At 35.4% G+C, this 23,947-nt stretch carries 15 protein-coding genes and 1 pseudogene; all 16 read right to left on the reverse strand.

What is annotated here, in order from left to right; translation table 11 throughout:
• Nucleotides 1-129: 129 nt before the first annotated feature.
• The 16 genes and pseudogenes from OLM54_RS07165 to OLM54_RS07240 all read right to left on the reverse strand — a co-directional run bounded on the left by OLM54_RS07165 (nt 130) and on the right by OLM54_RS07240 (nt 23,937).
• Nucleotides 130-2,331 carry an endo-1,4-beta-xylanase gene (locus OLM54_RS07165; RefSeq protein WP_264537907.1) on the reverse strand — a complete coding sequence of 734 codons (2,202 nt, stop codon included), beginning with the start codon at nt 2,329-2,331 and terminating at the stop codon, nt 130-132.
• A 12-nt stretch (nt 2,332-2,343) separates the two neighbouring features.
• Nucleotides 2,344-2,613, reverse strand: a pseudogene (locus OLM54_RS21715) (glycan-binding surface protein); the annotation flags it as partial.
• A gap of 14 nt (nt 2,614-2,627) precedes the next feature.
• The gene (locus OLM54_RS07175) at nt 2,628-3,719 is read right to left on the reverse strand and encodes a glycan-binding surface protein (RefSeq protein WP_264537908.1); all 1,092 of its coding nucleotides are present in this window, start codon (nt 3,717-3,719) and stop codon (nt 2,628-2,630) included.
• Between the two features lie 37 nt (nt 3,720-3,756).
• Nucleotides 3,757-5,388, reverse strand: a complete 1,632-nt coding sequence (locus OLM54_RS07180; protein WP_264537909.1) for a RagB/SusD family nutrient uptake outer membrane protein — start codon at nt 5,386-5,388, stop codon at nt 3,757-3,759.
• Between the two features lie 12 nt (nt 5,389-5,400).
• Nucleotides 5,401-8,568, reverse strand: a complete 3,168-nt coding sequence (locus tag OLM54_RS07185; RefSeq protein WP_264537910.1) for a SusC/RagA family TonB-linked outer membrane protein — start codon at nt 8,566-8,568, stop codon at nt 5,401-5,403.
• An 881-nt stretch (nt 8,569-9,449) separates the two neighbouring features.
• Entirely contained in the window at nt 9,450-10,106 is a 657-nt protein-coding gene (gene fsa, locus OLM54_RS07190) for a fructose-6-phosphate aldolase (protein ID WP_264537911.1), read from the reverse strand.
• 149 nt (nt 10,107-10,255) lie between these two features.
• On the reverse strand, nt 10,256-11,581 hold the full coding sequence (xylA, locus tag OLM54_RS07195) for a xylose isomerase (protein ID WP_264537912.1): 1,326 nt from the start codon (nt 11,579-11,581) through the stop codon (nt 10,256-10,258).
• Nucleotides 11,582-11,588: 7 nt separating this feature from the next.
• A complete protein-coding gene (locus OLM54_RS07200) occupies nt 11,589-13,070 on the reverse strand; it encodes a xylulokinase (protein ID WP_264537913.1) in 1,482 nt (493 codons plus the stop codon).
• A gap of 3 nt (nt 13,071-13,073) precedes the next feature.
• Entirely contained in the window at nt 13,074-14,084 is a 1,011-nt protein-coding gene (locus OLM54_RS07205; protein ID WP_264537914.1) for a GntR family transcriptional regulator, read from the reverse strand.
• Nucleotides 14,085-14,358: 274 nt separating this feature from the next.
• Complete coding sequence (locus OLM54_RS07210) at nt 14,359-15,066, reverse strand: NUDIX hydrolase (RefSeq protein ID WP_264537915.1); 708 nt, start codon at nt 15,064-15,066, stop codon at nt 14,359-14,361.
• Between the two features lie 45 nt (nt 15,067-15,111).
• Nucleotides 15,112-16,146, reverse strand: a complete 1,035-nt coding sequence (locus OLM54_RS07215) for a glycoside hydrolase family 43 protein (protein ID WP_264537916.1) — start codon at nt 16,144-16,146, stop codon at nt 15,112-15,114.
• Between the two features lie 28 nt (nt 16,147-16,174).
• Nucleotides 16,175-17,608, reverse strand: coding sequence for an MFS transporter (locus OLM54_RS07220; protein ID WP_264537917.1), 1,434 nt, complete (start codon nt 17,606-17,608; stop codon nt 16,175-16,177).
• A gap of 271 nt (nt 17,609-17,879) precedes the next feature.
• On the reverse strand, nt 17,880-18,989 hold the full coding sequence (locus OLM54_RS07225; RefSeq protein ID WP_264537918.1) for an endo-1,4-beta-xylanase: 1,110 nt from the start codon (nt 18,987-18,989) through the stop codon (nt 17,880-17,882).
• Nucleotides 18,990-19,158: 169 nt separating this feature from the next.
• Nucleotides 19,159-21,768, reverse strand: a complete 2,610-nt coding sequence (locus tag OLM54_RS07230) for a glycosyl hydrolase 115 family protein (protein ID WP_264537919.1) — start codon at nt 21,766-21,768, stop codon at nt 19,159-19,161.
• A gap of 45 nt (nt 21,769-21,813) precedes the next feature.
• Nucleotides 21,814-22,977: a mannonate dehydratase gene (uxuA, locus tag OLM54_RS07235; protein WP_264538548.1), complete on the reverse strand. Its 1,164-nt coding sequence runs from the start codon at nt 22,975-22,977 to the stop codon at nt 21,814-21,816.
• Nucleotides 22,978-23,199: 222 nt separating this feature from the next.
• Complete coding sequence (locus OLM54_RS07240) at nt 23,200-23,937, reverse strand: SDR family NAD(P)-dependent oxidoreductase (protein ID WP_264537920.1); 738 nt, start codon at nt 23,935-23,937, stop codon at nt 23,200-23,202.
• Nucleotides 23,938-23,947: the final 10 nt, after the last annotated feature.

A 23,947-nucleotide genomic window follows, 5' to 3' on the forward strand; every position in this document is an offset into this window, starting at 1 on the left:
TTACTTTTCTTATTCAATTAAGATTTAGTTTATTATAACAACACAATCGGTTGTGTTTATTGTATGTAAAAATCCGTAGTATACATCCACTGCTTTGGACTTATACTACGGATTAATCAGGGTAATAAACTATGGTTTTAACTCTCCCGAGAAGTCTTTACTAACATCTTTTCCGGCAAGACCGTCGGCTGTTCCTTTATACGCATGTTTACGAACGTAATTTGCATCCCAAAGGTTTGGTGATTCATCAGGAAGCCAGTTTACATGTTCTTTCACACTGTCTGAAACGCCCCATAATGTAATGCCATATTGCTGTGCTGCCGGAATATATTTTTTATACATATCGACTACATATTGGTACATTTCGGCTTGTGAAGCTTGTTGTGCCACTGTTGGCGCATTGGTTCCTAATCGTACATCTAATTCTGAAATCTTGATTAATTTTCCGCTTGCGGCTAATTTTTGGAACATCTGAGCAATTTTGTCTTTATCGGTTGTTAAGCCAATATGCATTTGAGTTCCAATTCCGTCAACTGTTGCTCCTTTGCTTTCAATGTATTTTACGTAATCAATTAAACCGTCACATTTGTCTAATCTTGATTCCAGATTATAATCATTTATAAATAATTTATCTGTCGTATTACCGTTTTGGCGTGCGAGTTTAAATGCGGTTACGGCATAATCTTTTCCTAAATATTTTATCCATGAAAAATAATCTGTTGCCGTATCGCCTTCATTTCCGGTTCTTAAAGTTCCGTCTTCTTTCATTGGTTCATTGACAACATCCCAGGCAAAAACACTGGTTTTGTAATGTGTCATCATTTTCGATATCCAATCCTGCATCGCATTGCCAATAAGTGTTGCTTTCTCGGCATCTGTTTTTTCGATAGTAATTGGTGATGTTGCTCCTCCGCCAGATGTTGCTCCCGAAGTTACTACTACATTATCAATATAATACGTTCCTGCAGTTCCGCCCAGATCAAAATTTAAACCTGTTTCAGTACCATTTCCGGTAAATTTCCATTCTATCAATTTCCATGTTGTCGATGTGGTTTGGTCTCCCTGATAATGCGCATTTGTTGATGGCGTTGTGGAACATCTTACAGAACCTGCTGCCTCAGAACGGATCATATACGAAACTGTATATTCTTTTCCTGATGTTAAAGTCGAAGTAAAAAGAGAATTAATCTGCGTTTTCCATTGATTTGCTGCATCGCTCACGGTATTAACTACTTTCATGGCGCCGCTTCCTTCGTAAGTGTTTGGCGCACTTGCAAGACTTAATGCATTTGCATCTCCATTTGCTTTTGTCCAGCCTGTAATGCCTGAATTAAAAGTTCCGTTCGAAAGTGAATTTACAACACCGGCTGCCGCATCAAGATCTACAACCGCTAATGTATTTGCATCAATAAGATAAGCGACATTGGGCAAATAACCCAAATCGATATTAAACTGAAAACTGGTACTTGCTGCTGCAAAATCGCCCGGAGCAAGTTTAATTTTAACTTGCTGCCAGCTTGATGTTGTTATAAAAGCTTCTGTTGCTGAACCTGTATTTAGCCAGTCTTTGTACGGATATTGATTTGTTAATGACGCATTAAAAGAAATACGCCCTTTACCCGCCTGATCTGATTTGATATAAAAGGAAACTTCATAATTATGACCTGTTACAATGGGCACATTTGGCGTTGTTAACTGCAAATTATAAGCCGCAGATGATGTCGCGCTTGCTTCTAATTTAATGGCTTTTGTACCCGTTGCTAATCCGGCATTATCAATTACAGTAATTCCTTTTCCTGAATTGTATTTTGTCCAGCCTGTAAAAGTTCCGTTTTTTATTGGCGTTAAATCCAAAATATTAGTTCCGCTTGAACCCGGAATTACGGTTGGTGCAATTAGACCGTTTAAGTAACTCGCATTTTGATTGGAATGCCAAACCAAAGTATGCCCGAATACTTTTAAACCTGCTTCTTTTGTTTTGGCAATAAAAGCATCGATTGTTGTAAAATTTATTTCTCCTTTTGAATTGACCATTGCGCCGTGTTTCATGGCATACCCTGGCGTAACTTCATCAAAATTTTCGTTTACAATTTTTCTGTAAGCTTCGTCGCTCATATAGATATCAACGCCAATTCCGTTTCCTAATACAAAATCAGTATAGGTTTTTAAAGGTTCGTATCGGCTAATTTTTTCTACTAATTCTAACGGAAGTTCAGCTCCGGTAACGGCACCATGTTCAGGATCTTTTTCCCATTCCATTAAATTATCATCACATGAAGCAAAAGCCAGCAGCGATGAAACGATTATAGGGATTATATATTTATATTTCATTTTGATGTTTTTTTAGTTAGAGAAATCATTATAAACCGGTGTATCTAAGGATACAATTCGCCAGTTATCTGTATAAACTTTTACTGAAGTTGCTTTTGCAGGAAATTCGACTTCGCTTGTATTTCCTAAAACATCTTTTAGTTTTACAACTGAATTTTCGAAGTAAATACCAAAATTTTGAAATGCTGCCGCTTCACGAGCCGCAAGAACTGTTTCGAATGTAAATTCTTCTTTAGAGTACGCATACAATTTATTTAACGGAATTGTAATGGTTGTCCAGCCTGTAGTTTTAAATGCTACTGATTTTCCGTCAACAAGCCACGGAACATAGTTGTAACAAGTTCCTGTCCATTCTCCCCGTTAAAATTATTGATTAAACATATTTTCAGGAATCCTGAATCTTTCCATTCTTCGGGAACATAAATATCAAATTGAAGTGCCACTTTACTCAATGAAGTGCTTGCCGGAATATATGGCGTTAGTTGCGTTCTCCAGTTATCGACTCCGTTTCCTGCTGTCCAGACTTCGGTACAGCGGTTTTTTTCTGCTGCAAAAGCAGGAAGACGATCGGGATGATGCGGCACATATTTTCCTTGGGAAATATTTCCAATTCCTGATGCTATTGATAGTAAATCATCCGGACCAATCATACTTGGCATTGTTGTCGTATTCCAATAACCATGAGTTCCTTGTCCGTCAAAATTAAGAAGCAATCCTTTTTTAAAGTTAAAATATGCCGGAGAATAAGCGCCTCCATTTGAACTCTGCACAAATATAGATCCGCCGTTTTCTGAAACTCCGTTTGGAACCACAACGGTAAAAAATTCACCATCAGGATCTGAAACAATTCCGGTTGTCGTTTCAACATTTCCCGGAAAAACTACTTTGCTGATTTCTGTTAAACCTGTTCCTGTAACGGTAATGGTTTCACCTGCATTTGGCATTGTGTTCGAAATATTGGTAATTACCGGACTTGAAGATCGTATCGGGAATGAAAATACAACTTCGCTGTTATCATTTACAAAACGGATTGTGTTACGAAGTGCAGGATCTGCCTCAATTGTAGGCGTATCGCCCGAAACTGTAATCAGCATTGAAGTATCTGATACAAAAACAACATTAAAATACGTTGAATATCCGTTTATATACACTCTTTTTAAACCTGTAAATCCTGAACCTTCAATACGGATTGTTTGTCCTAACCGAACAAAAGAAACTTCTCTGTCCGGTACTGATGAATTTACATCTTCGAGAAATACTTTACTGATTGTTATTGTGCCGCCATTAGAATCACTGTTATCACAAGATGTAAACATCATCGTAAAAAACAATGCTCCAAGAAATGCGATTGGCGCCCAATATTTTTTATTTAAAATATGTTTCTTCATATTAATCAATCTTTTAAAATTATTATTTTTCATAATATTAGAATAAGTCTTTAATTCTTTCCTCTGTAAATTGATAAGGCACAGCACTTTCTCTTAACAAAGGATTTTGAACAAGTTCAGATTCCGGATAAGGGAGGGTAAAAATTGTCGCATCGATTACGCCAATTGAACGTGCATCGTTGCTTCTTGCCGGATCTACTGATACTGCATTTGTAGCCGAATCGTAAAGTATTGGCACTATTGTTCCTCTGTTTTGAGCTGTGATATAATTGATTACTTCCTGCTGTTTGTAATACGCTCTTCGAACTAAATCGTACCAATATTGTCCTTCCATACACAACTCTACGCGTCGTTCATGAATAATATCGGCATAAGTAAGTGTCGTTTTAGGCGTAAGTCCTGCACGAATACGCAGTTTATTAACTCCGTCTATCGCAAGGGCATCAGCAGTTGTGGCATTGTTTCCTAAAGCTGCTTCTGCATAATTTAAATACACTTCGCCTAAACGCAGCATGTAGGTATTTAAAGCCGAATTCATTCTTGAAATTTTAGGATTGTCTTTTGTAGAACCTACAACGCCTTTTTTTACATTCAAAAATTCGTTTGCATGATCTACTGTATAACCTCCGTTTGCTTTATTAATTTCTGGATAAAAATCGCCATCGCCCATCCAGGTTGCTTTACGGCGTACATCTTTAGATTCATACTCTTGTAAAACATTGTAAGAAGCTCTTGTCCAATATCCCCACGCGGCATCGTCGCCTGTAATATCAGAACCTAATGCAAAATATGCCTGATGCGAATTTATAACACCATAATCGCCATTTGGAACCCATTGCAGCGCAAACATCGATTCTGTATTATTGTTATTATCAACCATAAATAAATCAGCATAATTGGTCATCAAAGAATACGGTCCTGATGTAATTACTTTTTCTGCTGCTTTTTTGGCTAAATCAAGATATTCCTGACTTCTTGTGCCGCTGTTTGGATTATCGCTTATTCCTGAATAGGATAAATAAACACGGGAAAGCATTCCAAAAGCACTGTATTTTGTTAAACGTCCCGCCTGACCTGCCGTTTCCGGAAGATATTTTGCTGCGTATTCTAAATCACGCATCGCAAATTCATACACATCTTTTAATGGATTTTTACTCACAATTGGATTTTTTACCAATTCTCTCGGATCTGTAGAAATAATGACATCTCCCCATAACGAAGCCAGATACCAATAAGCAGTTCCTCTCATAAAACGGGCTTCGGCAATATATTTGCTTTTTACGCTTTCGCTGACTTTGCTGTCGCTGATTCCAATTATAACGTTATTAGATTGCTGTACAACATTATACAAAGATCCCCAGGCAGAAACCAATGGTCCTGTTAATCCTGTTTCTGATAAATCGGTGAACGGATAAACATAATCAGAATAAGGCGCGTACAAATTATCTGAACGTCCGTCGCCTAAACCGTAATAGAATTTGTCATTAAAATCAAACCAGACTTTATTGTATAAAGGGCTTGTAGCAGCTTGAAAATCAGCTTCAGACTGATAAAAATTTTCTTTTGTAATCTGATCTTCCGGTTCAACATCTAAAAGATCACTACAACTAGTCCAAACAAATGGTAATGCAATTATAAGAACCTTGTATATTATATTTTTTGTTTTCATAGTTCGTACTTTTTAGAAGTTAACATTTAATCCAAGTGTTGTAATAATTGGCGACGGGTAACGGCCATTATCAATACCTGTTAAAAGAGCGTCCTGATTAAGAGATCCTACCTCTGGATCGTAACCTTTATATTTGGTGAATGTTAAAATATTTTGGGTATTTGAATAAATCTTTATGTTTGAAATACCATATTTTGAGTATAATTTTTTTGGAAGATTATATCCAATCGAAATATTTTTTACGCGCACATAAGATCCGTCTTCTACAAAACGATTGCTAAAACGATAATTTGATGCAGATGATGCAGACGAAGCCGCAATTCTAGGCATATAAGGATCTCCGCCAACAATTTGAACATTACGATAATCATTTGGACCACTCGGATCTATTAAATCCAATTGTGCATATCCTAATGACGATTTTAATAAATTGGTATTTTCACGCGGATTTTCTAACCAGCGTCTTTGATAATTTACAACGTCATTTCCGTACGAACCGGTTAACAAAATATTGATATCAAAACCATAAAATGAAAAACTATTTCCAATTCCAAACGTAAAATCAGGCGCCGGATTACCAATATATTCGCTGTCTTTTTCGTTGATAACGCCATCTTTATTTACGTCGTCAAACATATAATCTCCAATCCAGACACCGTTTTCGCCAATTGCCATTCCTTCCGGTAAAGCCGTTGGTTTAATAGCTCCGTCTTTGTCTTTATAATAAAAATCTGTTGCTTTTTCAAAACGTCCAATTACTTTATATCCGTAAAATTGTCCAATTGGCTGACCAACTGCCGTACGCGTAACCACCGTAACATCAGATCCTTGCTGAATTGATTTATTCAAAATTCCGGTTTCTGTGTTAAGACCTAAAACTTTACTTCTGTTCATTGAGAAAACAATATTAGATTTCCATGTAAAATTGTTTCTCTGCATGTTTAAAGTATTCAGGGTAAACTCAACTCCTTTATTTTCAAGAGATCCAATGTTTACCCACGGTGCAGTTGTAGAACCCTGCCCTGTCGTTCCTACATAAGCCGGAAGCGGTAATGCCAATAATAAATTCTTTGTTTTTTTGTAATAAACATCAGCAACAAGTTCAACTCTGTTATTGAAAAGGCTAATGTCTAAACCTGCATTACTAGAATATGTAGTTTCCCATTGCAAGTCCTGATTTGCTGTATTTGCTGCCAATAAACCTGTACCCCAATTGGTTGCAGAAGCATTGTAAGTTGATGTATATGCATAGTTTGGTACATTTTGATTACCAACTGCTCCCCAGCCTAAACGCAATTTTAAGTTGTTGATAACCGCATTGTCTTTTAAGAAATTTTCATTAGAAATTTTCCAAGCCAAAGCCGCCGATGGAAACCATCCCCAACGATTATCTTCAGCAAATTTTGAAGAACCGTCTCTCCTTAAAGTGGCAGTCAGTAAATATTTATCATTGAACGAATAAAACAATCTTCCAAAATAAGAACTAATAGCGCTTGTGTTACTTGCGTTTGAGTTTCTTGCCGTTGTAGCATCTCCGGCATTTAAATCTGTTGCTCCGTTTGTTAAATATCCAGATCTGTATCCATAAAGATTTTCCCAGTTTGATTCCTGCATTTCTTCACCAAGCATAGCGTTAATAGTATGTTTGCCAAAGTTTTTATTGTACGTTAAAACATTATTCCAGTTCCAGTATTTACTGTTTGATTTTGTTCTTGTACCTTCTCTAACATCATTTACAAGTGCACCAAAAGTATAAGACGGGCTAAACGTGTAATTGTTTACAAAACCATAATCCAGCGAATATTGTGTTTTAAATTTAAGGTCTTTTGTAAAGCTAATTTCGGCATACGTATTGGCTCTCATGCCGTAATTTTCACTATGATTGTCTTTGATAGAAGCTAAACCAATCGGATTATTTTGAACGAATTCTGTCGTATCCGGTCCGTCAAAAGTACCGTCTGCATTACGAACAGCCACGTTTGGCGTTTGCTTTAAAGCCGTTAAAATTAAAGACTCATCCGTAACCGTTGTTTTTTGATTGGTTTGACTAAGCGCAAAATTTACTCCAACTTTCAAAAAACTTTTTACCTGCGAATCGACAACACCTCTAAGATTAAAACGATCAAATCCAGATCCTATCGCAATACCTTCCTGATCTAAATACCCAATTCCCATTGCATAAGTAGTGGTATCTGAACCTCCGGAAGCTGATAAATTATAACTCTGCATTAATGCCGTAGTAAATAATTCTTTTTGCCAATCAGTTCCTTCACCCAATAAATCAGGGCGAATAAACGTATTATCACGCTGTACGATTCCAAGATCAGAACGGGTGTTTTTTAATGTTCCGTATTCTCTAAGATTCAGCAAATCGAGGTGTTTAGGAATTTCCTGCCAACCCACATAACTGTCAAAATTTAAAGAAAGATCACCTTTTTTTCCACGTTTCGTTGTAATCATAATCACACCATTTGCGGCTCTTGAACCGTAAATAGCCGTTGCCGAAGCATCTTTTAAAACATCCATAGAAACAATATCGGCGGGATTAATATTTGCCAGCGGATTTGTGTTTACAGAACTTGTTGACCCGTCGATAATAACACCGTCGATTACAAAAATGGGCTCATTCGAACCGTTTAATGAACTGATACCACGAATACGAATTGACGAACTTGCACCCGGCGCACCGCTGTTTGACTGAATTTGCACTCCGGCAGCACGCCCTTGTAAAACCTGATCTATAGTGGTTGCCACAGATTGTGTTACCGCAGCACTTGTTACGGTAGAAACTGCACCTGTTAAATCTCCTCTTTTCATGGTGCCGTAACCTACTACAACAACTTCTTTTAAGTCGTTTAAGTCTTCTTCAAGAACAGCATCAACTTGTATTTTGCCGTTTATTGCAACTTCTTTGGTTTTGTAGCCAATAAAACTAAATACCAAAATCCCGTTTGCATTTGGAGATTTAATGGTAAATGTTCCGTCGAAATTGGTTGCAGTGGTGGTATTTGTTCCTTTTACAATAATATTTACTCCTGGTATCGGTCCGTTACTATCTGAAACTGTTCCTGAAACAGTTGTCTGGGCATGTACCGCAGCAGAAAATACCAGCATAAGGATCAGATAACCCAAATTTTTAAAGTATTTTGATTTGCTTTTAGTAATTAAAAAGTTAGTCATAAATAATTGGTTTAATAGTTAATAAGTATGGTTTAGTTAGTTTTTTTATTTAGTGAACAACAAGCTATTTTATAAAATAGAAAAATCAATTCGCGAGTTGTACTTTATTCAAACAAATATATATAAAAAACAATAACACACAATCGGTTGCGTTAATTTTTTTTTCGAATTATTAAAAAATAGTAATCAAAAAAAATGCAATATGTATTTATAAATATAAAAAACTAAAAATTTCGTAAAATAACGAATCTCGGTTACGAAAACGTTAGAGATAATAAATCATTTACTCCAAAAACTTAAAAAAAACATAAAAATTCAAAATCGATTTATTTTTAAAAATAAAGTCATTTTAATCAAAATTGAATTACAAAAAAACAATTCAAAAAACACGCAAAACATGAAGTAAAGGAAAAGAATAAGCGTTTTACCGTATTCAATAACAATATTTTAGGCTCAAAACTTATAACTCTTTAAAAAACAGTGCAAACAAGCAATCGGTTGCTGTAAAAAGCAAAAAACTCCCTTCAAATTCAATTGAAAGGAGTTTTTATAAAGGTTCATTTTTAATATTTAATTTCACATTAAAATATTAAAAAATCAATTTGCAGCCATTATGTAAATGTATAGTCCCTACGGGACATTTTTTTTATTATAAACTTTTTTTTCTACCAACATTAAACCTCTCCGAGGTATTTCTTTAGAAATTAAACGTTGGTATAAAAATTCAATATTAAACCTCTACGATATACTCCTTTAGGAGTTAAATATTGGTAGCAAAACCAATATTCCCCCTTACGGATTACTCCTTTAGGAGTTAAATATTGGTAGAAAGATATTGGTAGAAAATGTGTATAAAAATTAACAATCTCAAATCAATAATGCTACAAATTCATTTTCTTAGCATCTTCAACAAATTGTTTCAAACCAATATCCGTTAACGGATGTTTTAATAATCCTTTAATGGCAGATAGTGGTCCCGTCATAACATCAGATCCAACTTTTGCACAGTTTACGATATGCATTGTATGCCTTACCGAAGCAGAAAGTATCTGTGTTTGATAATCATAATTATCATAAATCTCCCTTATTTCGGCAATCAAATGCATACCATCTGTTGAAACATCATCAAGTCTTCCTAAAAACGGAGAAACATAAGTAGCACCTGCTTTTGCTGCCAAAAGTGCTTGTCCTGCAGAAAATACCAAAGTAACATTAGTTCTGATTCCTTTAGAAGAAAAATATTTGCAGGCTTTAATTCCGGCTTCAATCATTGGCAATTTCACCACAATTTGCGGATGCAAAGCTGCTAATTCATTTCCTTCCCTAATCATTCCGTCAAAGTCGGTTGAGATAACTTCTGCCGAAACATCGCCATCGACAATATTGCAAATGTCCAGATAATGCTGAAGAATATTCTGTTTTCCCGAAATCCCTTCTTTTGCCATTAAAGACGGATTCGTGGTTACGCCATCCAGAACACCCAGAGCCTGAGCTTCTTTAATGTCTTCTAAATTGGCGGTATCAATAAAAAATTTCATGTTTTTTTGGTTTTAAGGTTGGTGGTTTTTTGTGATTTAAAACTTCATAATAAAAAAAATAGCAACTAAACCTTCAATCTATTTTTTAAATTTAAGTCATAATCACAATATAAATATGATAACGTTATACGGCTATCACATTTCAATTATTAAATATACTGATTGATAATATTTTCAAACAATTCCTGTTTCCCGCTTTGAAGATTTAACTCACCATTTTCGTTTGCTATTGCATACAAATCTTTTAAGTTCAATTTTCCATCGGCGAAATCTTTCCCTTTTCCTGAATCGAAAGAACTGTATCTTTCTTTTCTTAATTTCTCATACGGAGAAGAAGTAATAATTTTATCAGCCGTCAATAAAGCTCTTGCAAAAGTATCCGCTCCGCCAATATGCGCCAGAAAAACATCTTCAAGATCAGTAGAATTTCTTCTAATTTTTGCGTCAAAGTTTACTCCGCCGCCTTGTAATCCGCCCGCTTTTAAAAACACAAGCATCGCTTCTGTCGTTTCCTGAATATTGTTTGGAAATTGGTCTGTATCCCAACCATTTTGATAATCGCCCCTATTGGCATCAATACTTCCTAACATTCCTGCTTTTGCAGCCACTTCAAGTTCATGCTGAAAAGTATGCTGAGCTAAAGTTGCATGGTTTACCTCAATATTAATTTTGAAATCTTTATCTAAACCATATTCACGTAAAAACCCAATTGCTGTTGCAGAATCAAAATCGTATTGGTGTTTTGATGGTTCCATTGGTTTTGGCTCGATAAAGAAAGTTCCTTTAAATCCCTGCGATCTTGCATAATCTCTCGACATCGTTAAAAACTGCGCCATGTGGTCTAATTCTCTGCCCATATCCGTATTTAACAAAGACATATAACCTTCACGACCACCCCAAAAAACATAGTTTTCACCATCTAAGGCAATTGTTGCGTCAAGCGCCAATTTTACTTGTCCGCCCGCTCTTGCCACAACATTAAAATCAGGATTTGTAGCCGCACCGTTCATGAATCTTGGGTTTGAAAAACAGTTAGAAGTTCCCCAAAGCAATTTAATTCCCGACTCTGCTTTTTTCTGTTTTAGATATTCAGTAATCGTAACCAGACGTTTTTCAGATTCTGCAAAAGTTGGTCCTTCGGCAATTAAATCATAATCATGAAAACAGAAATAATCAAAACCCATTTTACTGATAAATTCAAAAGCAGCATCCGCTTTATCTTTCGCCGCCTGAATTGGATCTGAAGACTGATCCCATGCAAATTTTTGTGTTCCCGGACCAAACGGATCACTTCCTTGTCCACAGAACGTGTGCCAGTATGCAATAGCAAATCTAAAATGTTCGCGCATTGTTTTTCCCGCCACAACCTGCTCCGGATTATAGTATTTAAAAGCCAGCGGATTATCCGATTCCTTTCCTTCAAATTTAATCTGACCTATGCCTTTATAGTATTCTTTATTTCCTAAAACTATCATTTTTCTATTATTTATGTGTTAATATTAATTCTAATTCCTGTTTCCATTTTTGATATGCCTTTTCGTATGGCGCCGCATTTTTAAGCGGTAAAAAAGTCATAACGTGATCGTTGGTAGTAATACTCGAACCAAATTTATTATAATCGCCATCTTTTAAACCAACAGCTCTCGCCGCTCCTACTGCGCCCGTTGTATTATAAATTTCGATTTCATGACCAATTAAAGTTGCCACCGTATTTGAGAAAATCTCCGAACGAAATAAATTATCATTTCCGGCTCTAATCACGTTAATCGTCGCATTATCATCCTTTAAACATTCCATTCCGTATACAAACGAAAAAGCAATTCCTTCTAATGAAGCTCGAAATAAATGCGAACTGTTATGAATATTTAAGTTGAGATTTAAAAAATGTGTTCCGATATTTTTATTGTTGAACATACGCTCTGCCCCATTCCCAAACGGAATCACAACAACACCTTCTGAGCCAACATCAATTTTTGAAGCCTTTCTATTCATCGATTCATACGTTTCATCGCCCATATTATTACGCAGCCAGCGATACTGAATTCCTGCGCCGTTTATATTTAAAAGTTTACCAACGCGTGGCAATTTTTCTTCATAATTAACATGTACAAAATTGTTTACTCGTGTACTTTTTCCCGAAGACATTTCGCTCACCGCATAAAATACGCCCGAAGTTCCGCCCGTTGCAGCCACTTCTCCCGGATTTAAAACATTTAAAGCCAACGCATTATTAGGCTGATCTCCGGCTCTGTAAACTACCGGAATCCCAACCGGAAGTCCCGATTCTTTCGCCCCTTTTTCGTTTAATATTCCCTGATTGGTAAAATTTTCGACAATAGTTGGCGTTAAAGATTGGTCGATTCCGTAGTAATCTAACAACCAATTGGCAACCTTGTTTTCTTTATAATCCCAAAGCATTCCTTCAGATAAGCCGTTTTTTGTTGTCGTAATATCTCCCGTCAATTTATACGCGATATAATCTCCCGGCAGCATGTATTTGTAAATCTGATTGTAAATTTCAGGTTCGTTTTCCTTCACCCATTTTAATTTTGAAGCCGTAAAATTTCCCGGAGAATTCAGTAAATGCTCCATACATTTTGCTTCACCAATTTCGGCGAAAGCTTTATTGCCAATTTCAACCGCACGACTGTCGCACCAAATAATCGAATTGCGCAGCGCATCGCCGTTTTTATCCACAATAACCAAACCGTGCATTTGGTACGAAATACCAATTCCCGCAATTTTTGAAGCTTCGATATTAGCTTCGCGAATCGCTCTTTTTGTAGCCGTACAAATGTGCTGCCACCAAATTTCAGGATCCTGTTCTGCCCAGTCAGAATGAAGCGCAACAATTTCCATTTCGTTTTGCGGTTCGTGCAAAACGATTATTTTTTTCCCTGTTTCCGCTTCGACCAAAGCCACTTTTACAGACGAACTTCCAATATCATATCCTATATAATACATAACTTATAATGATTCTCTTAAAATTAAATTTGTTGGCACATAACACTGAACTACTTCATCGTGCGTGATAAATGCTGCTGCTTTTGTTCCTAATTCTCTAAAATCAGTCGAAACGACCGAAATTCCTTTGTATATAAATTTCTTCATTGGCGTTTCGTTATACGACAAAAAACCAACGTCTTTTCCAGGCTCCAAATCCCTCTCTTTGCATTGCTCCAAAAAATGACCTAAAATCCTGTCACTAATGCTGATATAAGCAATTCCTTTTTCAATATTAAACTTTTTTGCATCCGTAATAATTTCCTTTTTAAAATTAAAATCAGCACAAAACTTTTTAAAATAGTCCAGCGTTTCCTTGGGATGATTCGTATAATCTGGATAAACAAATTGTATGCTTTTATACTTTTTAAACAAATCAACCGCATCTTTCAATGAACTGTAAAACGCTTTTCCAAAATCCTGAAAAACATAATTATTCTCTTTTTTCGAATGAATATTCCAATCGATCAAAAGCAGTTTATCATTCGAAATCGCTGCTAATGTTGGCGATACCTCCTTATGATCGAAATTCATAACCACATATTTATAATATTTGCCAACACTATTATTAATGATTGTTTTAAAAACATCAATATTATAATGATGAAACTGCACATCCGTAATCATATTATCCGGCAAATTATTCACAAACGAATGATACAAAACCTCCTTATACGCCTTAAAAGTATCCAAAACCAAAAGCACTTTTCTCGTTTCTCCAGATACATAATATCCTTTATTTGGCACAGAATCAATTGTTTGCTGATCCTTTAAAATCGAATACGCCTTAAAAACCGTATCTCTCGATAGCTGATTCGTTTTGCAAATACTATTTACAGACGGAAGCAAATCTCCCTTTTGCAAAATATTCTCGGCAATGGCATTATTTATCCCGTTTACCAACTGCTGGTATTTCGGGATATCACTATCGTGATTTATAACAAATACAAATTTTTCCTGTTCTTCGTTTAGCATACTGTTCCGTTCTGTTCTGGTATGCTAAAATAGCTATTTGACTTTTATAAAAAAATCATTTCTAAACAAATTATGTGCAATTTATAACGCAATTAAACACATAGAAACATAGATTTTATGAATACAAAAAGAGCATAAAAATAAACACGTTTCTTACACATAGCAAGCTATGTTTGTTCAAAATAAGTGAAACGCCTTTTTTAAAGCACCTAAAAACTATGTTTCTATGTGTTAAAAAATGATCTCAGACAAAACATTGTTTTTCATAACTTCTTTAAAAATTAAAGTTGATTTCCCTGTGCGATAACATTTCATGACTTTGCAAATTCAAACTGTAAAACCTTGCCGCTCTGTGCGAAACATCTTCTTCTTTTTCGTTAGAATCATGTACAATTCCCGTTTGCAATAACTTTCTTCTAAAATTCGATTTGTTGATTTCAATTCCCAAAATCTCCTCATAAAGATTTATAACCTGCAACAAAGTAAATTTCTCCGGCAATAAATTAAAACCAATGGCGCTTTTGCAAATATTGCTGCGTAATTCTTTCAGGCTAAAGTCTAATATTACCTTATGCTTGTCGTTTAAATCTGCAATTTCATGAATAGAAATCCACTTTACATCCGCATTAAATAAATCATTTTTATTGTGATCCCGTTTTACCAAAGCATAATAAGCAATCGAAATATCCTCCTGCAGCGACGATGAAGACTGATAACTAAACGCTTTTAACTGCTCGAGGAAAAAGTTATCGCCGCCCGTATAATTTTTCAGAATATTATGCGCTGTGCTCCAAATCGTTTCGCCTTTTTTAATATAATCATTGGCTAATCCCCAAGTTATAACTCCTTCATTATCTTGCTGTTTTACCAACAAAACTTTAAGGCTATTGTTTTCAAAATTGAATATTACACAATCAATTTCTATTTTATTTGTAATATATTGTCTGGCAACATTCCTAACTTTTTCATCTCCCTTTTCCATAGAAAAATAAATTTAAACATATTACTTATTCCTTCCATAACAAACTTAATCTGCCAATCTTCTGATGCCGTAAGGATCTATTGTAATGATAGAACCATCTTCCAGATAATCAATTTTGGTCACTTTCATGCTTCGCAAATGCGTTACCCCTTTTGACAAACTCGAATCGTGATAAAACAAATACCATTCATCATCAACTTTGCAAATAGAATGATGCGATGTCCAGCCCACAACAGGATTCAAAATTCGCCCCTGATATGTAAATGGTCCATACGGATTATCGCCAATTGCGTAGCAAATAAAATGTGTATCGCCCGTAGAATACGAGAAATAATATTTTCCGTTGTATTTATGAACCCATGAAGCTTCAAAAAAACGACGGTCATTATCTCCGGCAAGCAAAACCGCTCCGTTTTCATCCAGAATTTTGATCTCTTTCGGATCTTCTGCAAACTCTAGCATATCATCGCGAAGCAAAGCTACGATGGGTCCTAAAGCAGGTTCGCTGCCAAATGGTTCTTCATGATCTTCATCAAATTTATTATTTCTGTATTTTTGAAGCTGTCCGCCCCAAATTCCGCCAAAATAAATATAATGCTTTCCATCTGTGTCTTCAAAAACGGCAGGATCAATACTATAACTTCCTTTAATCGCTTCGGGTTGTGGTAAAAAAGGACCAATTGGAGAATCACTTACAGCAACCCCAATCTGGAAAATTCCGTTGGCACGTTTCGCCGGAAAATACAAATAAAACTTTCCGTTTTTGCACGCTGCATCCGGCGCCCACATTTGCTTTTCTGCCCAAGCTACATCGTCAACATGCAAGGCAACACCATTGTCAACTGTTTCAGCGTTAATATTTTCCATCGAAAACACATGATAATCTTCCATACCAAAATGATCTCCATTGTCGTTAAACGGAATCCCGGCATCAATGTCATGTGAGGGATAAATATAAATTTTACCATTAAAAACATGCGCCGACGGATCTGCCGTATAAATATGTGAAACCAACGGTTGTGAAATGGCTTTTTTATTAATTTGCTCGAAATTAATTTCTTCAATACTATCTTCAGGCATAGTGGTATTTTTGTTTTATAATAAATAATTAAACTCGTCTTTCTTTTAAATCAGCCTCGATTTGCACTTCCATTTTTTTATTGATTTTGTAGAAAAACAATAAAGCAACTCCAATTAAAAAAGGTATCGCAGGAAAAATGCTTACCAATAACTTGATTCCGTTTATAGCAACATCGGTTTGATGTCCCGCATTTGGCACATAATGAAAATAACCTAAAAATGAAGTGGTTAAAGCGCCGCCAATACTTAAACCGGCTTTTAAACCAACCATCATGGCAGAAAAAATAATGGCGGTTGCACGGCGATTATTCAACCATTCCGAATAATCTGCAACATCTGCAATCATCGCCCACAAAAGCGGAATCGTTATTCCGTAGAAAAATCCATGCAGAATTTGCGAAAAGAATATAAAACTGATTGCGTTTGCCGGAAAGAAATAAAAGGCGATAATAAACAACGTGGAAATGAATAAAAACAAGGCGAATATATTTCGTTTTCCGTATTTATCAGCCAGACTTTTAGACAACGTAATTCCAACAATCATAAAGATAATTCCGCCCGCATTAAACAATCCGAAACCTGCAGAAACAGGATCATTTCCAAAATAATTCAATTTTAAAGCAGACAATACTTCTAGAATAGGCTGTATAAAAATGGTCAATTGTTCTTTGTCTACATAATTTTCAAAATAATACACATAAGAGCCACCTTTCATTGCCAACGTAATGAATACCAGCGTAGTAAGACTCAGCATAATTACCCAGGGTTTGTTTTTCATCAAATCGGTTAAATCTTCTTTAATGCTCGATTTTTGTTCCGGTTTTGGAATAATACGCTCTTTTGTCGTCAAAAATGTGATTAATAGCATGATGGTTCCAATGATTGCCAAAACAGTCATAACCTTTTCGATACCAATAGCTTTATCGCCATTTCCGGCACTTTTAATGATGCCAAGCATAAATACCTGAACAAAAAACTGCGCAAACATAACAGCCACAAAACGATAAGCCGACATACTGTTTCGCTCGCGCATATCGCCCGTAATCACTCCGCTTAAAGCAGAATATGGCAAATTATTACTGGCATAAAAAAGCAACAATAAAGTATAGGTTACTACGGCATAAATTACTTTTCCGTGATAAGAGAAATTTGGCGTTGTAAAGGCTAATAAAGCAATCGCGCCCAATGGTATTGCAGTAATTAATATCCACGGTCTGAATTTTCCCCATTTTGTAATCGTTCTGTCTGCCAAAACACCAATAATTGGATTAAAAACAAAAGCAGCAATTAAGCCCACAACAAGCATAATGATAGATGAATCCGTGGGAGACAATCCATAAATATCAGTGTAAAAATAAGCCAGATACGTCATTAATGTCTGGAAAACCAAATTTGCCGCCAAATCGCCAAGACTGTAGCCTATTTTTTCCTTAATGGATAATTTTTGTGAAATGTAATTCATTCTTTGTGTGGTTATTTTTTGGTTAGTTAGTTTTCCTGCAAGGTTTTCAAAACCTTGTAGGTTTTAATTCGCGTATTATATATTCTAATTTCTAACGTATTTTTAATTTTAAAAGTCATACCTACAAGGTTATAAAAACCTTGCAGGAAAGCAAAACAATCGGTTGTGTAAAATTAAATAAAAAAAGATATTATGCAAATTTACTTTGCTTTATTTCAATAATAAATTTAAAAACAACCGATTGCAAGTATTTACTGAATATCAAAATAAATTACTCTTTTGATTCTTTTAAATTAAGCACGGCATCATATGCTTTTTTATGCGCTAATTTAGCATCAAACAATAACGGATAATTAGTTCTGCCTTTTATTGGCCAGTCATTTAGCCAAGATTGTCCATCATAAACGCCCCAAAAAGTGACGCGGCTTATTTTGTCTTTATGTTTCAATAATAATTTAAAAATGTCTGCATAACGCTGCGCCAGTTTATCCTGAATAGAATCCGGAAGTTTCTCAGGATACGGATTCATTTTAGGATTTCCCTCAAACTTTTGGTTTACATCTGCACCTTTCAAATCCCATGGATTTGGTAAAACGGTAATATCCAATTCGGTAAAAGCAACCTTAACGCCAAGCGCAGAAAAATCCAGAATTGTTTTTTCTATTTCTTCTAAACTTGGACTATTCAATTTCCAATGTGCCTGACTTCCAATACCGTCCACTTTTCCTCCGGCTGCTTTAATTTTTTTAACCAAATTAATAGCGCCTTCTCTTTTTGCAGGATCTTCGAGATTATAATCGTTATAATATAAATCTACTTTTGGGTCTGCCGCTGCCGCTAATTTAAATGCATCAACCAGAAAATTCTCGCCAAGTGTATTTGAAAAAACGGATTTCCTTAACGTTCCGTCATCGTTTAAAGCCTCATTTACAACATCCCACGAATTAATTCTGCCTTTGTATTTTGAAACAATTGTCGTGATATGATCTTTCATAAAAGCTTTCATTTCAGTACTGTCTTTAATTTGCTCCATCCAAGGCGCTAATTGGCTGTGCCAGATCAAAGTATGACCGTGAATAAGCATTTTATTTTTTTCGCCATAAGCCACATATTTATCACTTAGCGTAAAATCATATTTGTCTTTTTGAGGATGAATAAACATCGACTTCATGATGTTTTCAGATGTAATTGCATTAAATTCTTTTCGTATCAACGAATCAACTTTTGCATCTTTTTCTTCAATTTGATCCGCGCTTAAAGCCGTTCCTATATAAAAATCGTTTTTATAAGAATCCTTCAGCGAAGAAACTTCTTTTTTTGAAGTGCAGCTCATAACAAACATTGTTGTTATGGCAAGCAAATAAGGGTTAATTAATTTCATTTTTTTTAGTTTTTTGGTTAATAGTCAATAGTTTTTATTATCTAATCACACCGTTTGTCATTTCGACCGAAGGGAGAAATCACACCAGAAACTCCGCATGCAAAATCGCCAATCTTTGTCGAATCCCAAATGTGATTCCTCGTCCCTCGGAATGACAAAACAATACGAATTATTCTTTTCTAAAACTCTCCGGCGGACCTAAATAAGTTTTTAATATTTTACCGTCTTGCGCTTCAATTACAATTTTTTGAAGCACCAAAGCAGCATCAATTCCGTAAATTTTAAGAACATGATTTCCTGTATTTTCGATAATGTGCGAAGAAGTTATAATTTTGATATTATTAGCAACTGAATCTTCCCAGTTTTTCTCTGAATTATCCTGATTGAAATTGATTATTTGAGACTTTTCGTTATCAAAACCAATACCGTATTTTAAGCCGTCACGAACAGTGAAATTAATCGTTGGCGAAAAATAAGCATGAACTTTTACATTTCCCTTACTAAAAAAATGAACGTTATATTCTAATCTTGGTGAATTTTTAGTAATGTTAATGGGCTGAATGTTTGATGGTTTTAATGTTACTCCCGATCCTGTTCGTCCTAAATTCGAAATCGTTGTCCATTTTACTGAATCAGAGTTTCTTGCTTTGGAATAATTTTGAGCTTCGATAGAAATATAACCGTTATTTTCAACAAATCCCTGAATTTTACTCTCATCAACATTATCTATTTTTAATGCCACTTTATACTCTTCAGAGCCTTCAATAGCAATTCTGGCTTCTGATTTATTGGGTAATTCGATCGTTTTCGTTTCCGGAATTACATTGTTTTTTGGTTCCTGCCAAGATGTATAACCAATGTGTGTTTGCGCCATCATATGATTCCATTTGCCTTTTGCCATTTTTGTATGGAAATAATTTGTCAGCAAACTGTCTTTCAGAAATAACGCTTTTACTTCTTTTGCATAATCATTTGCAGAAGCTCTTCCCTGTTTTGCATACAACTGATTTTTTGCCGTTGCCACATACAATTCATTTAAGTTTGCACTTGCCAAAACCGGAAATAAAACCAATTGATAAAAAGCATCTTTGTATTCCGGTTTCAGTTTTTTATTAATAGAATTGGCTTTTTCAACCAGTTTTTTATAATCACTTACAACATTTTCAGCTTCGTTATAATTGGTAATGCTGTAGGTTTTAGAATCTAATAATTCGGGTTTTCTTCTTGAATTGTATTTGGTGTATAATTTTAAAATTTCGCCAATTTCTTCAATGTTTTGATTTCCAAAATTTTCCTTTGCCCATTGTGTATAATATTCGTCTAAATTTCCGGCATTGAATTTTTCAGGATTCCACGCCATGTCAAGAAAAAACTCAGTTGGAAATTCCATTGGTTTTATGTCACCCACATTTACAATCCAAATTTTGTCAACGCCATATTGATACGCCAAATCCATTTGTTCCCAGGTTCTTTCGATTTGGTTGGTGTTAATCCATTTATAATTTCGAGGTCCGCCAACATAATCAAAATGGTAATAAATGCCGTAACCGCCCTTTCTGGGCTTCGCGCCGAGTTCCGGCAATTTCCTGATATTGCCCCAATTATCATCGCATAATAAAAGTGTAATATCATCAGGAACACGCATTCCTTTATCATAATAATCCTGAACTTCTTTGTAAAGTGCCCACATTTGCGGCGTTTCTTCAATTGGTTTTTTGGTTGTTTCTGCAATGATTTCTCTTTGCTTTTTTACAATGTTTTCCAGTAAATCAATCGCCGTTCCCTGCGTCATTGGTTCGTCGCCATCGCCGCGCATTCCAACAGTTACAATGGTTTCGGTATTTCCCATTCGTTTCATTCCTTCTTTCCAAAACGAAATCAGGTTTTCAGAATTGGTATTAAAATCCCATTTTCCGTTTGATTTACCCCATTCTGCATGCGCGCGCGTTAAAGGTTCGTGATGCGAAGTTCCCATCACAATTCCGTATTCATCCGCCAAAACAGCATTTTGGGGATCATCCACATAAAACATTCTTCCCCACATTGATGGCCATAAATAATTACCTTTCATTCGCAAAATCAATTCAAAAACTTTATCGTAGAATTTTGCGTTAAATCCGCCATAATTCTCAAAAGCCCAGCCCGATAACGCCGGAGCTTCATCGTTTATAAATATGCCTCTGTATTTTACTTTTGGTTCACCATTAGAATGAATTCCGGGTAAAACATGTAATTCAGCTTGTTTTTGAACGGGAACATCTGCCCAAAAATACCACGGAGAAATCCCTATTTGGTTTGATAAATCATACATTCCGTAAATGGTTCCTCTTTTATCAGAACCGGCAATGACCAACGCTTTTTTAATTCCTTTTGCAGGATTATCAACAATTTGAGTAATGAATTTCTCCCATTTTCCTTGTAACTGATTCGCATCAATTTTTCCTTCTTTTACGAATTGATCTATAATTTCGCTTTTTCCAAGTGTTCCAATAATTACAACATAATCAGTGGCTTCGGAGATTTTATTTATTCTTTTCGGATGTAAATTTGTGACTTTAAAAAGGTCATTTTCTAAATGTCCCGCAACGCGTAAAACTCCCGCAAAATCATTTTCACTTATTAAAATTGAAGCGATTTTTCCTTTTGAAGCCAAAGGGAAATTTTCGGCAGAAGCCTTATTTACTATATATTTTTCTCCATTTATTGCATAGGATTTTGTGCTTAATCCGAGAAGAAAAAGCGATAAAATCAAATACGATATTTTTATTTTTAAATACATAGAATTATAGTTAACCGAGACCAGGTCTAATCAAATCATCTCAATTTACTGACTCAATTTATAAGCAATTCCCATTTCCAAACCTCTTAATTCTGCAAGACCTTTTAATCTTCCCACTAAAGAATAACCCGGATATGTTTCTGTTTTTTCATCAACGGCATGCAAAAAACCATGATCCGGACGCATTGGCAAACTCACTTTTCTTTTATTCATTAACAACAGTAATTTTTCTACAATAACTTCCATTTTTGTGTCGCCGTTTAAATGTTCTGATTCTCTGAAAATAGTTTCGCTTTCGCGGAAAGTATTTCTAAGGTGTAAAAAGTGAATTCTTTCTCCGAAATCATCAATAATTCGTTCCAGATTATTTTCAGGATTTGCACCCAAAGAACCTGTGCAATAACACAATCCGTTTGAGTTGAAAGGCACGGCATCAAAAATCGCTTTGATATCATTTTCTGTCGAAACAATTCTGGGCAATCCTAAAACCGAAAACGGCGGATCGTCAGGATGAATCGCTAATTTCACATCATTTTTTTCAGCAACCGGAGCGACTTCTGATAAAAAACAAATCAGGTTTTCTCTTAATTTTTCATTATCAATATTGGCGTAATTATCTAATAATGAAAGAATTTGTTCTGCCGTAAAATTGATTTTACTTCCCGGTAATCCTAAAAGAACATTTTTAAATAGTAAGGCTTTTTCATCTTCATTTAGTTTGCTGCCAAATCGCAAAGCATTTTCTTTTTCTGCTTCAGAATAATCGTTTTCTGCATTTGGTCGTTTTAGCAGGAAAACATCAAAATAAGTAAACGCTTCCTGATTGTATAATAAAGCTTTACTTCCGTCTTCATTAATAAAATTATGATTGGTTCGAACCCAATCCAAAATGGGCATAAAATTATACGTGATGATTTTAATACCACAATCAGCAAGGTTTTTAATGCTGATTTTATAGTTTTCAATGTATTGCAAATAGTTTCCCGAAGCTCTTTTTATTTCTTCATGAACGGGCAAACTTTCTACGACCGTCCATTCCAAACCGTAATTTCGAATAATTTCCTGTCTTTCTTTTATGTCTGTAATTGTCCAGATTTCTCCAACAGGAATTTGATGCAAAGCGGTTACAATTGCGGTTGCGCCGGCTTGTTTTATATCGATCAGACTTACAGTATCATTTGGTCCGAACCAACGCATGGTTTGCTGCATTTTTATCATAATACTAACTGTTTATAGCTAAATCTGTGTCATTATTTCTCGCAGATTGAGCAGATTGAGCAGATTTTTTAATCTTTGAAACTTTGAATCTTTGAAACTTTGAATCTTTGAAACTTTGAAACTTTGAATCTTTGAATCTTTGAAACTTTGAAACTTTGAATCTTTGAAACTTTGAAACTTTGAATCTTTGAAACTACTCTAACCTTTCGTTGATTAAAACCCAATACTATTTCCGCCATCAACGGGTAAAACGGTTCCGGTTGTATATTTCGATTCGTTTAAAGCGAAATAATAAACAGCATCTGCAATGTCTGATGGTTCGCCTAAAAAGCCCATTGGTGTTCTTCCTAAGACTTTATTTTTTCGTTCAGGATCATTATCAAGTGCCGCAGACGACATTTTTGTTTTAATAAATCCGGGCGCAATACAGTTTACACGAATGCCAAACGGCGCCAATTCTGTCGCCATGGCTCTGGTCATTGATTCGATCGCGCCTTTACTTGCTGAATAGGCAATTACTTTTGGGATTCCGTATTGCGATGCCATCGAACTGATGTTTACAATACTTCCGCCGGCATTTGTTTTCATGTTTTTAACAACTTCTCTGCTCACGGCAAAAACGCTTAAAAGATTGGTATGAATTACAGATAAAAAATCTTCATCGGTTACGTCTGCAAACTCTTTTTTTAGATTGATTCCGGCATTGTTGACTAAAATATCGATTGGATTATTTTTTACAATATTTTCAATCATTGCGGGAATTCCTGCAATATCATTCAGGTCATATAAAACCGGAATTGCATTTGGTCCAATTTCTTTGCAGGCGTCTTCTGTTTTTTCTTTTGATCTTCCAATTATATAGGTTTTGATGCCGTTATCGCATAGTTTTTTTGCTGTTGCAAAACCTAATCCCGAATTTCCTCCGGTTACAATTGCTGTTTTTGTGCTCATATTTTCTTAA

Source organism: Flavobacterium sp. N1736, from assembly GCF_025947065.1.
Taxonomy (GTDB): Bacteria; Bacteroidota; Bacteroidia; order Flavobacteriales; family Flavobacteriaceae; genus Flavobacterium.

What these genes read in the sequence shown, in the direction of transcription:
- fsa (WP_264537911.1), bottom strand. Translation starts at nt 10,106, where the DNA reads ATGAAATTTTTTATTGATACCGCCAATTTAGAAGACATTAAAGAAGCT.
- OLM54_RS07215 (WP_264537916.1), bottom strand. Translation starts at nt 16,146, where the DNA reads ATGCCTGAAGATAGTATTGAAGAAATTAATTTCGAGCAAATTAATAAA.
- OLM54_RS07165 (WP_264537907.1), bottom strand. Translation starts at nt 2,331, where the DNA reads ATGAAATATAAATATATAATCCCTATAATCGTTTCATCGCTGCTGGCT.
- OLM54_RS07240 (WP_264537920.1), bottom strand. Translation starts at nt 23,937, where the DNA reads ATGAGCACAAAAACAGCAATTGTAACCGGAGGAAATTCGGGATTAGGT.
- OLM54_RS07200 (WP_264537913.1), bottom strand. Translation starts at nt 13,070, where the DNA reads ATGTATTATATAGGATATGATATTGGAAGTTCGTCTGTAAAAGTGGCT.
- uxuA (WP_264538548.1), bottom strand. Translation starts at nt 22,977, where the DNA reads ATGCAGCAAACCATGCGTTGGTTCGGACCAAATGATACTGTAAGTCTG.
- OLM54_RS07185 (WP_264537910.1), bottom strand. Translation starts at nt 8,568, where the DNA reads ATGACTAACTTTTTAATTACTAAAAGCAAATCAAAATACTTTAAAAAT.
- OLM54_RS07220 (WP_264537917.1), bottom strand. Translation starts at nt 17,608, where the DNA reads ATGAATTACATTTCACAAAAATTATCCATTAAGGAAAAAATAGGCTAC.
- OLM54_RS07210 (WP_264537915.1), bottom strand. Translation starts at nt 15,066, where the DNA reads ATGGAAAAGGGAGATGAAAAAGTTAGGAATGTTGCCAGACAATATATT.
- OLM54_RS07230 (WP_264537919.1), bottom strand. Translation starts at nt 21,768, where the DNA reads ATGTATTTAAAAATAAAAATATCGTATTTGATTTTATCGCTTTTTCTT.
- OLM54_RS07205 (WP_264537914.1), bottom strand. Translation starts at nt 14,084, where the DNA reads ATGCTAAACGAAGAACAGGAAAAATTTGTATTTGTTATAAATCACGAT.
- OLM54_RS07175 (WP_264537908.1), bottom strand. Translation starts at nt 3,719, where the DNA reads ATGAAGAAACATATTTTAAATAAAAAATATTGGGCGCCAATCGCATTT.
- OLM54_RS07180 (WP_264537909.1), bottom strand. Translation starts at nt 5,388, where the DNA reads ATGAAAACAAAAAATATAATATACAAGGTTCTTATAATTGCATTACCA.
- xylA (WP_264537912.1), bottom strand. Translation starts at nt 11,581, where the DNA reads ATGATAGTTTTAGGAAATAAAGAATACTATAAAGGCATAGGTCAGATT.
- OLM54_RS07225 (WP_264537918.1), bottom strand. Translation starts at nt 18,989, where the DNA reads ATGAAATTAATTAACCCTTATTTGCTTGCCATAACAACAATGTTTGTT.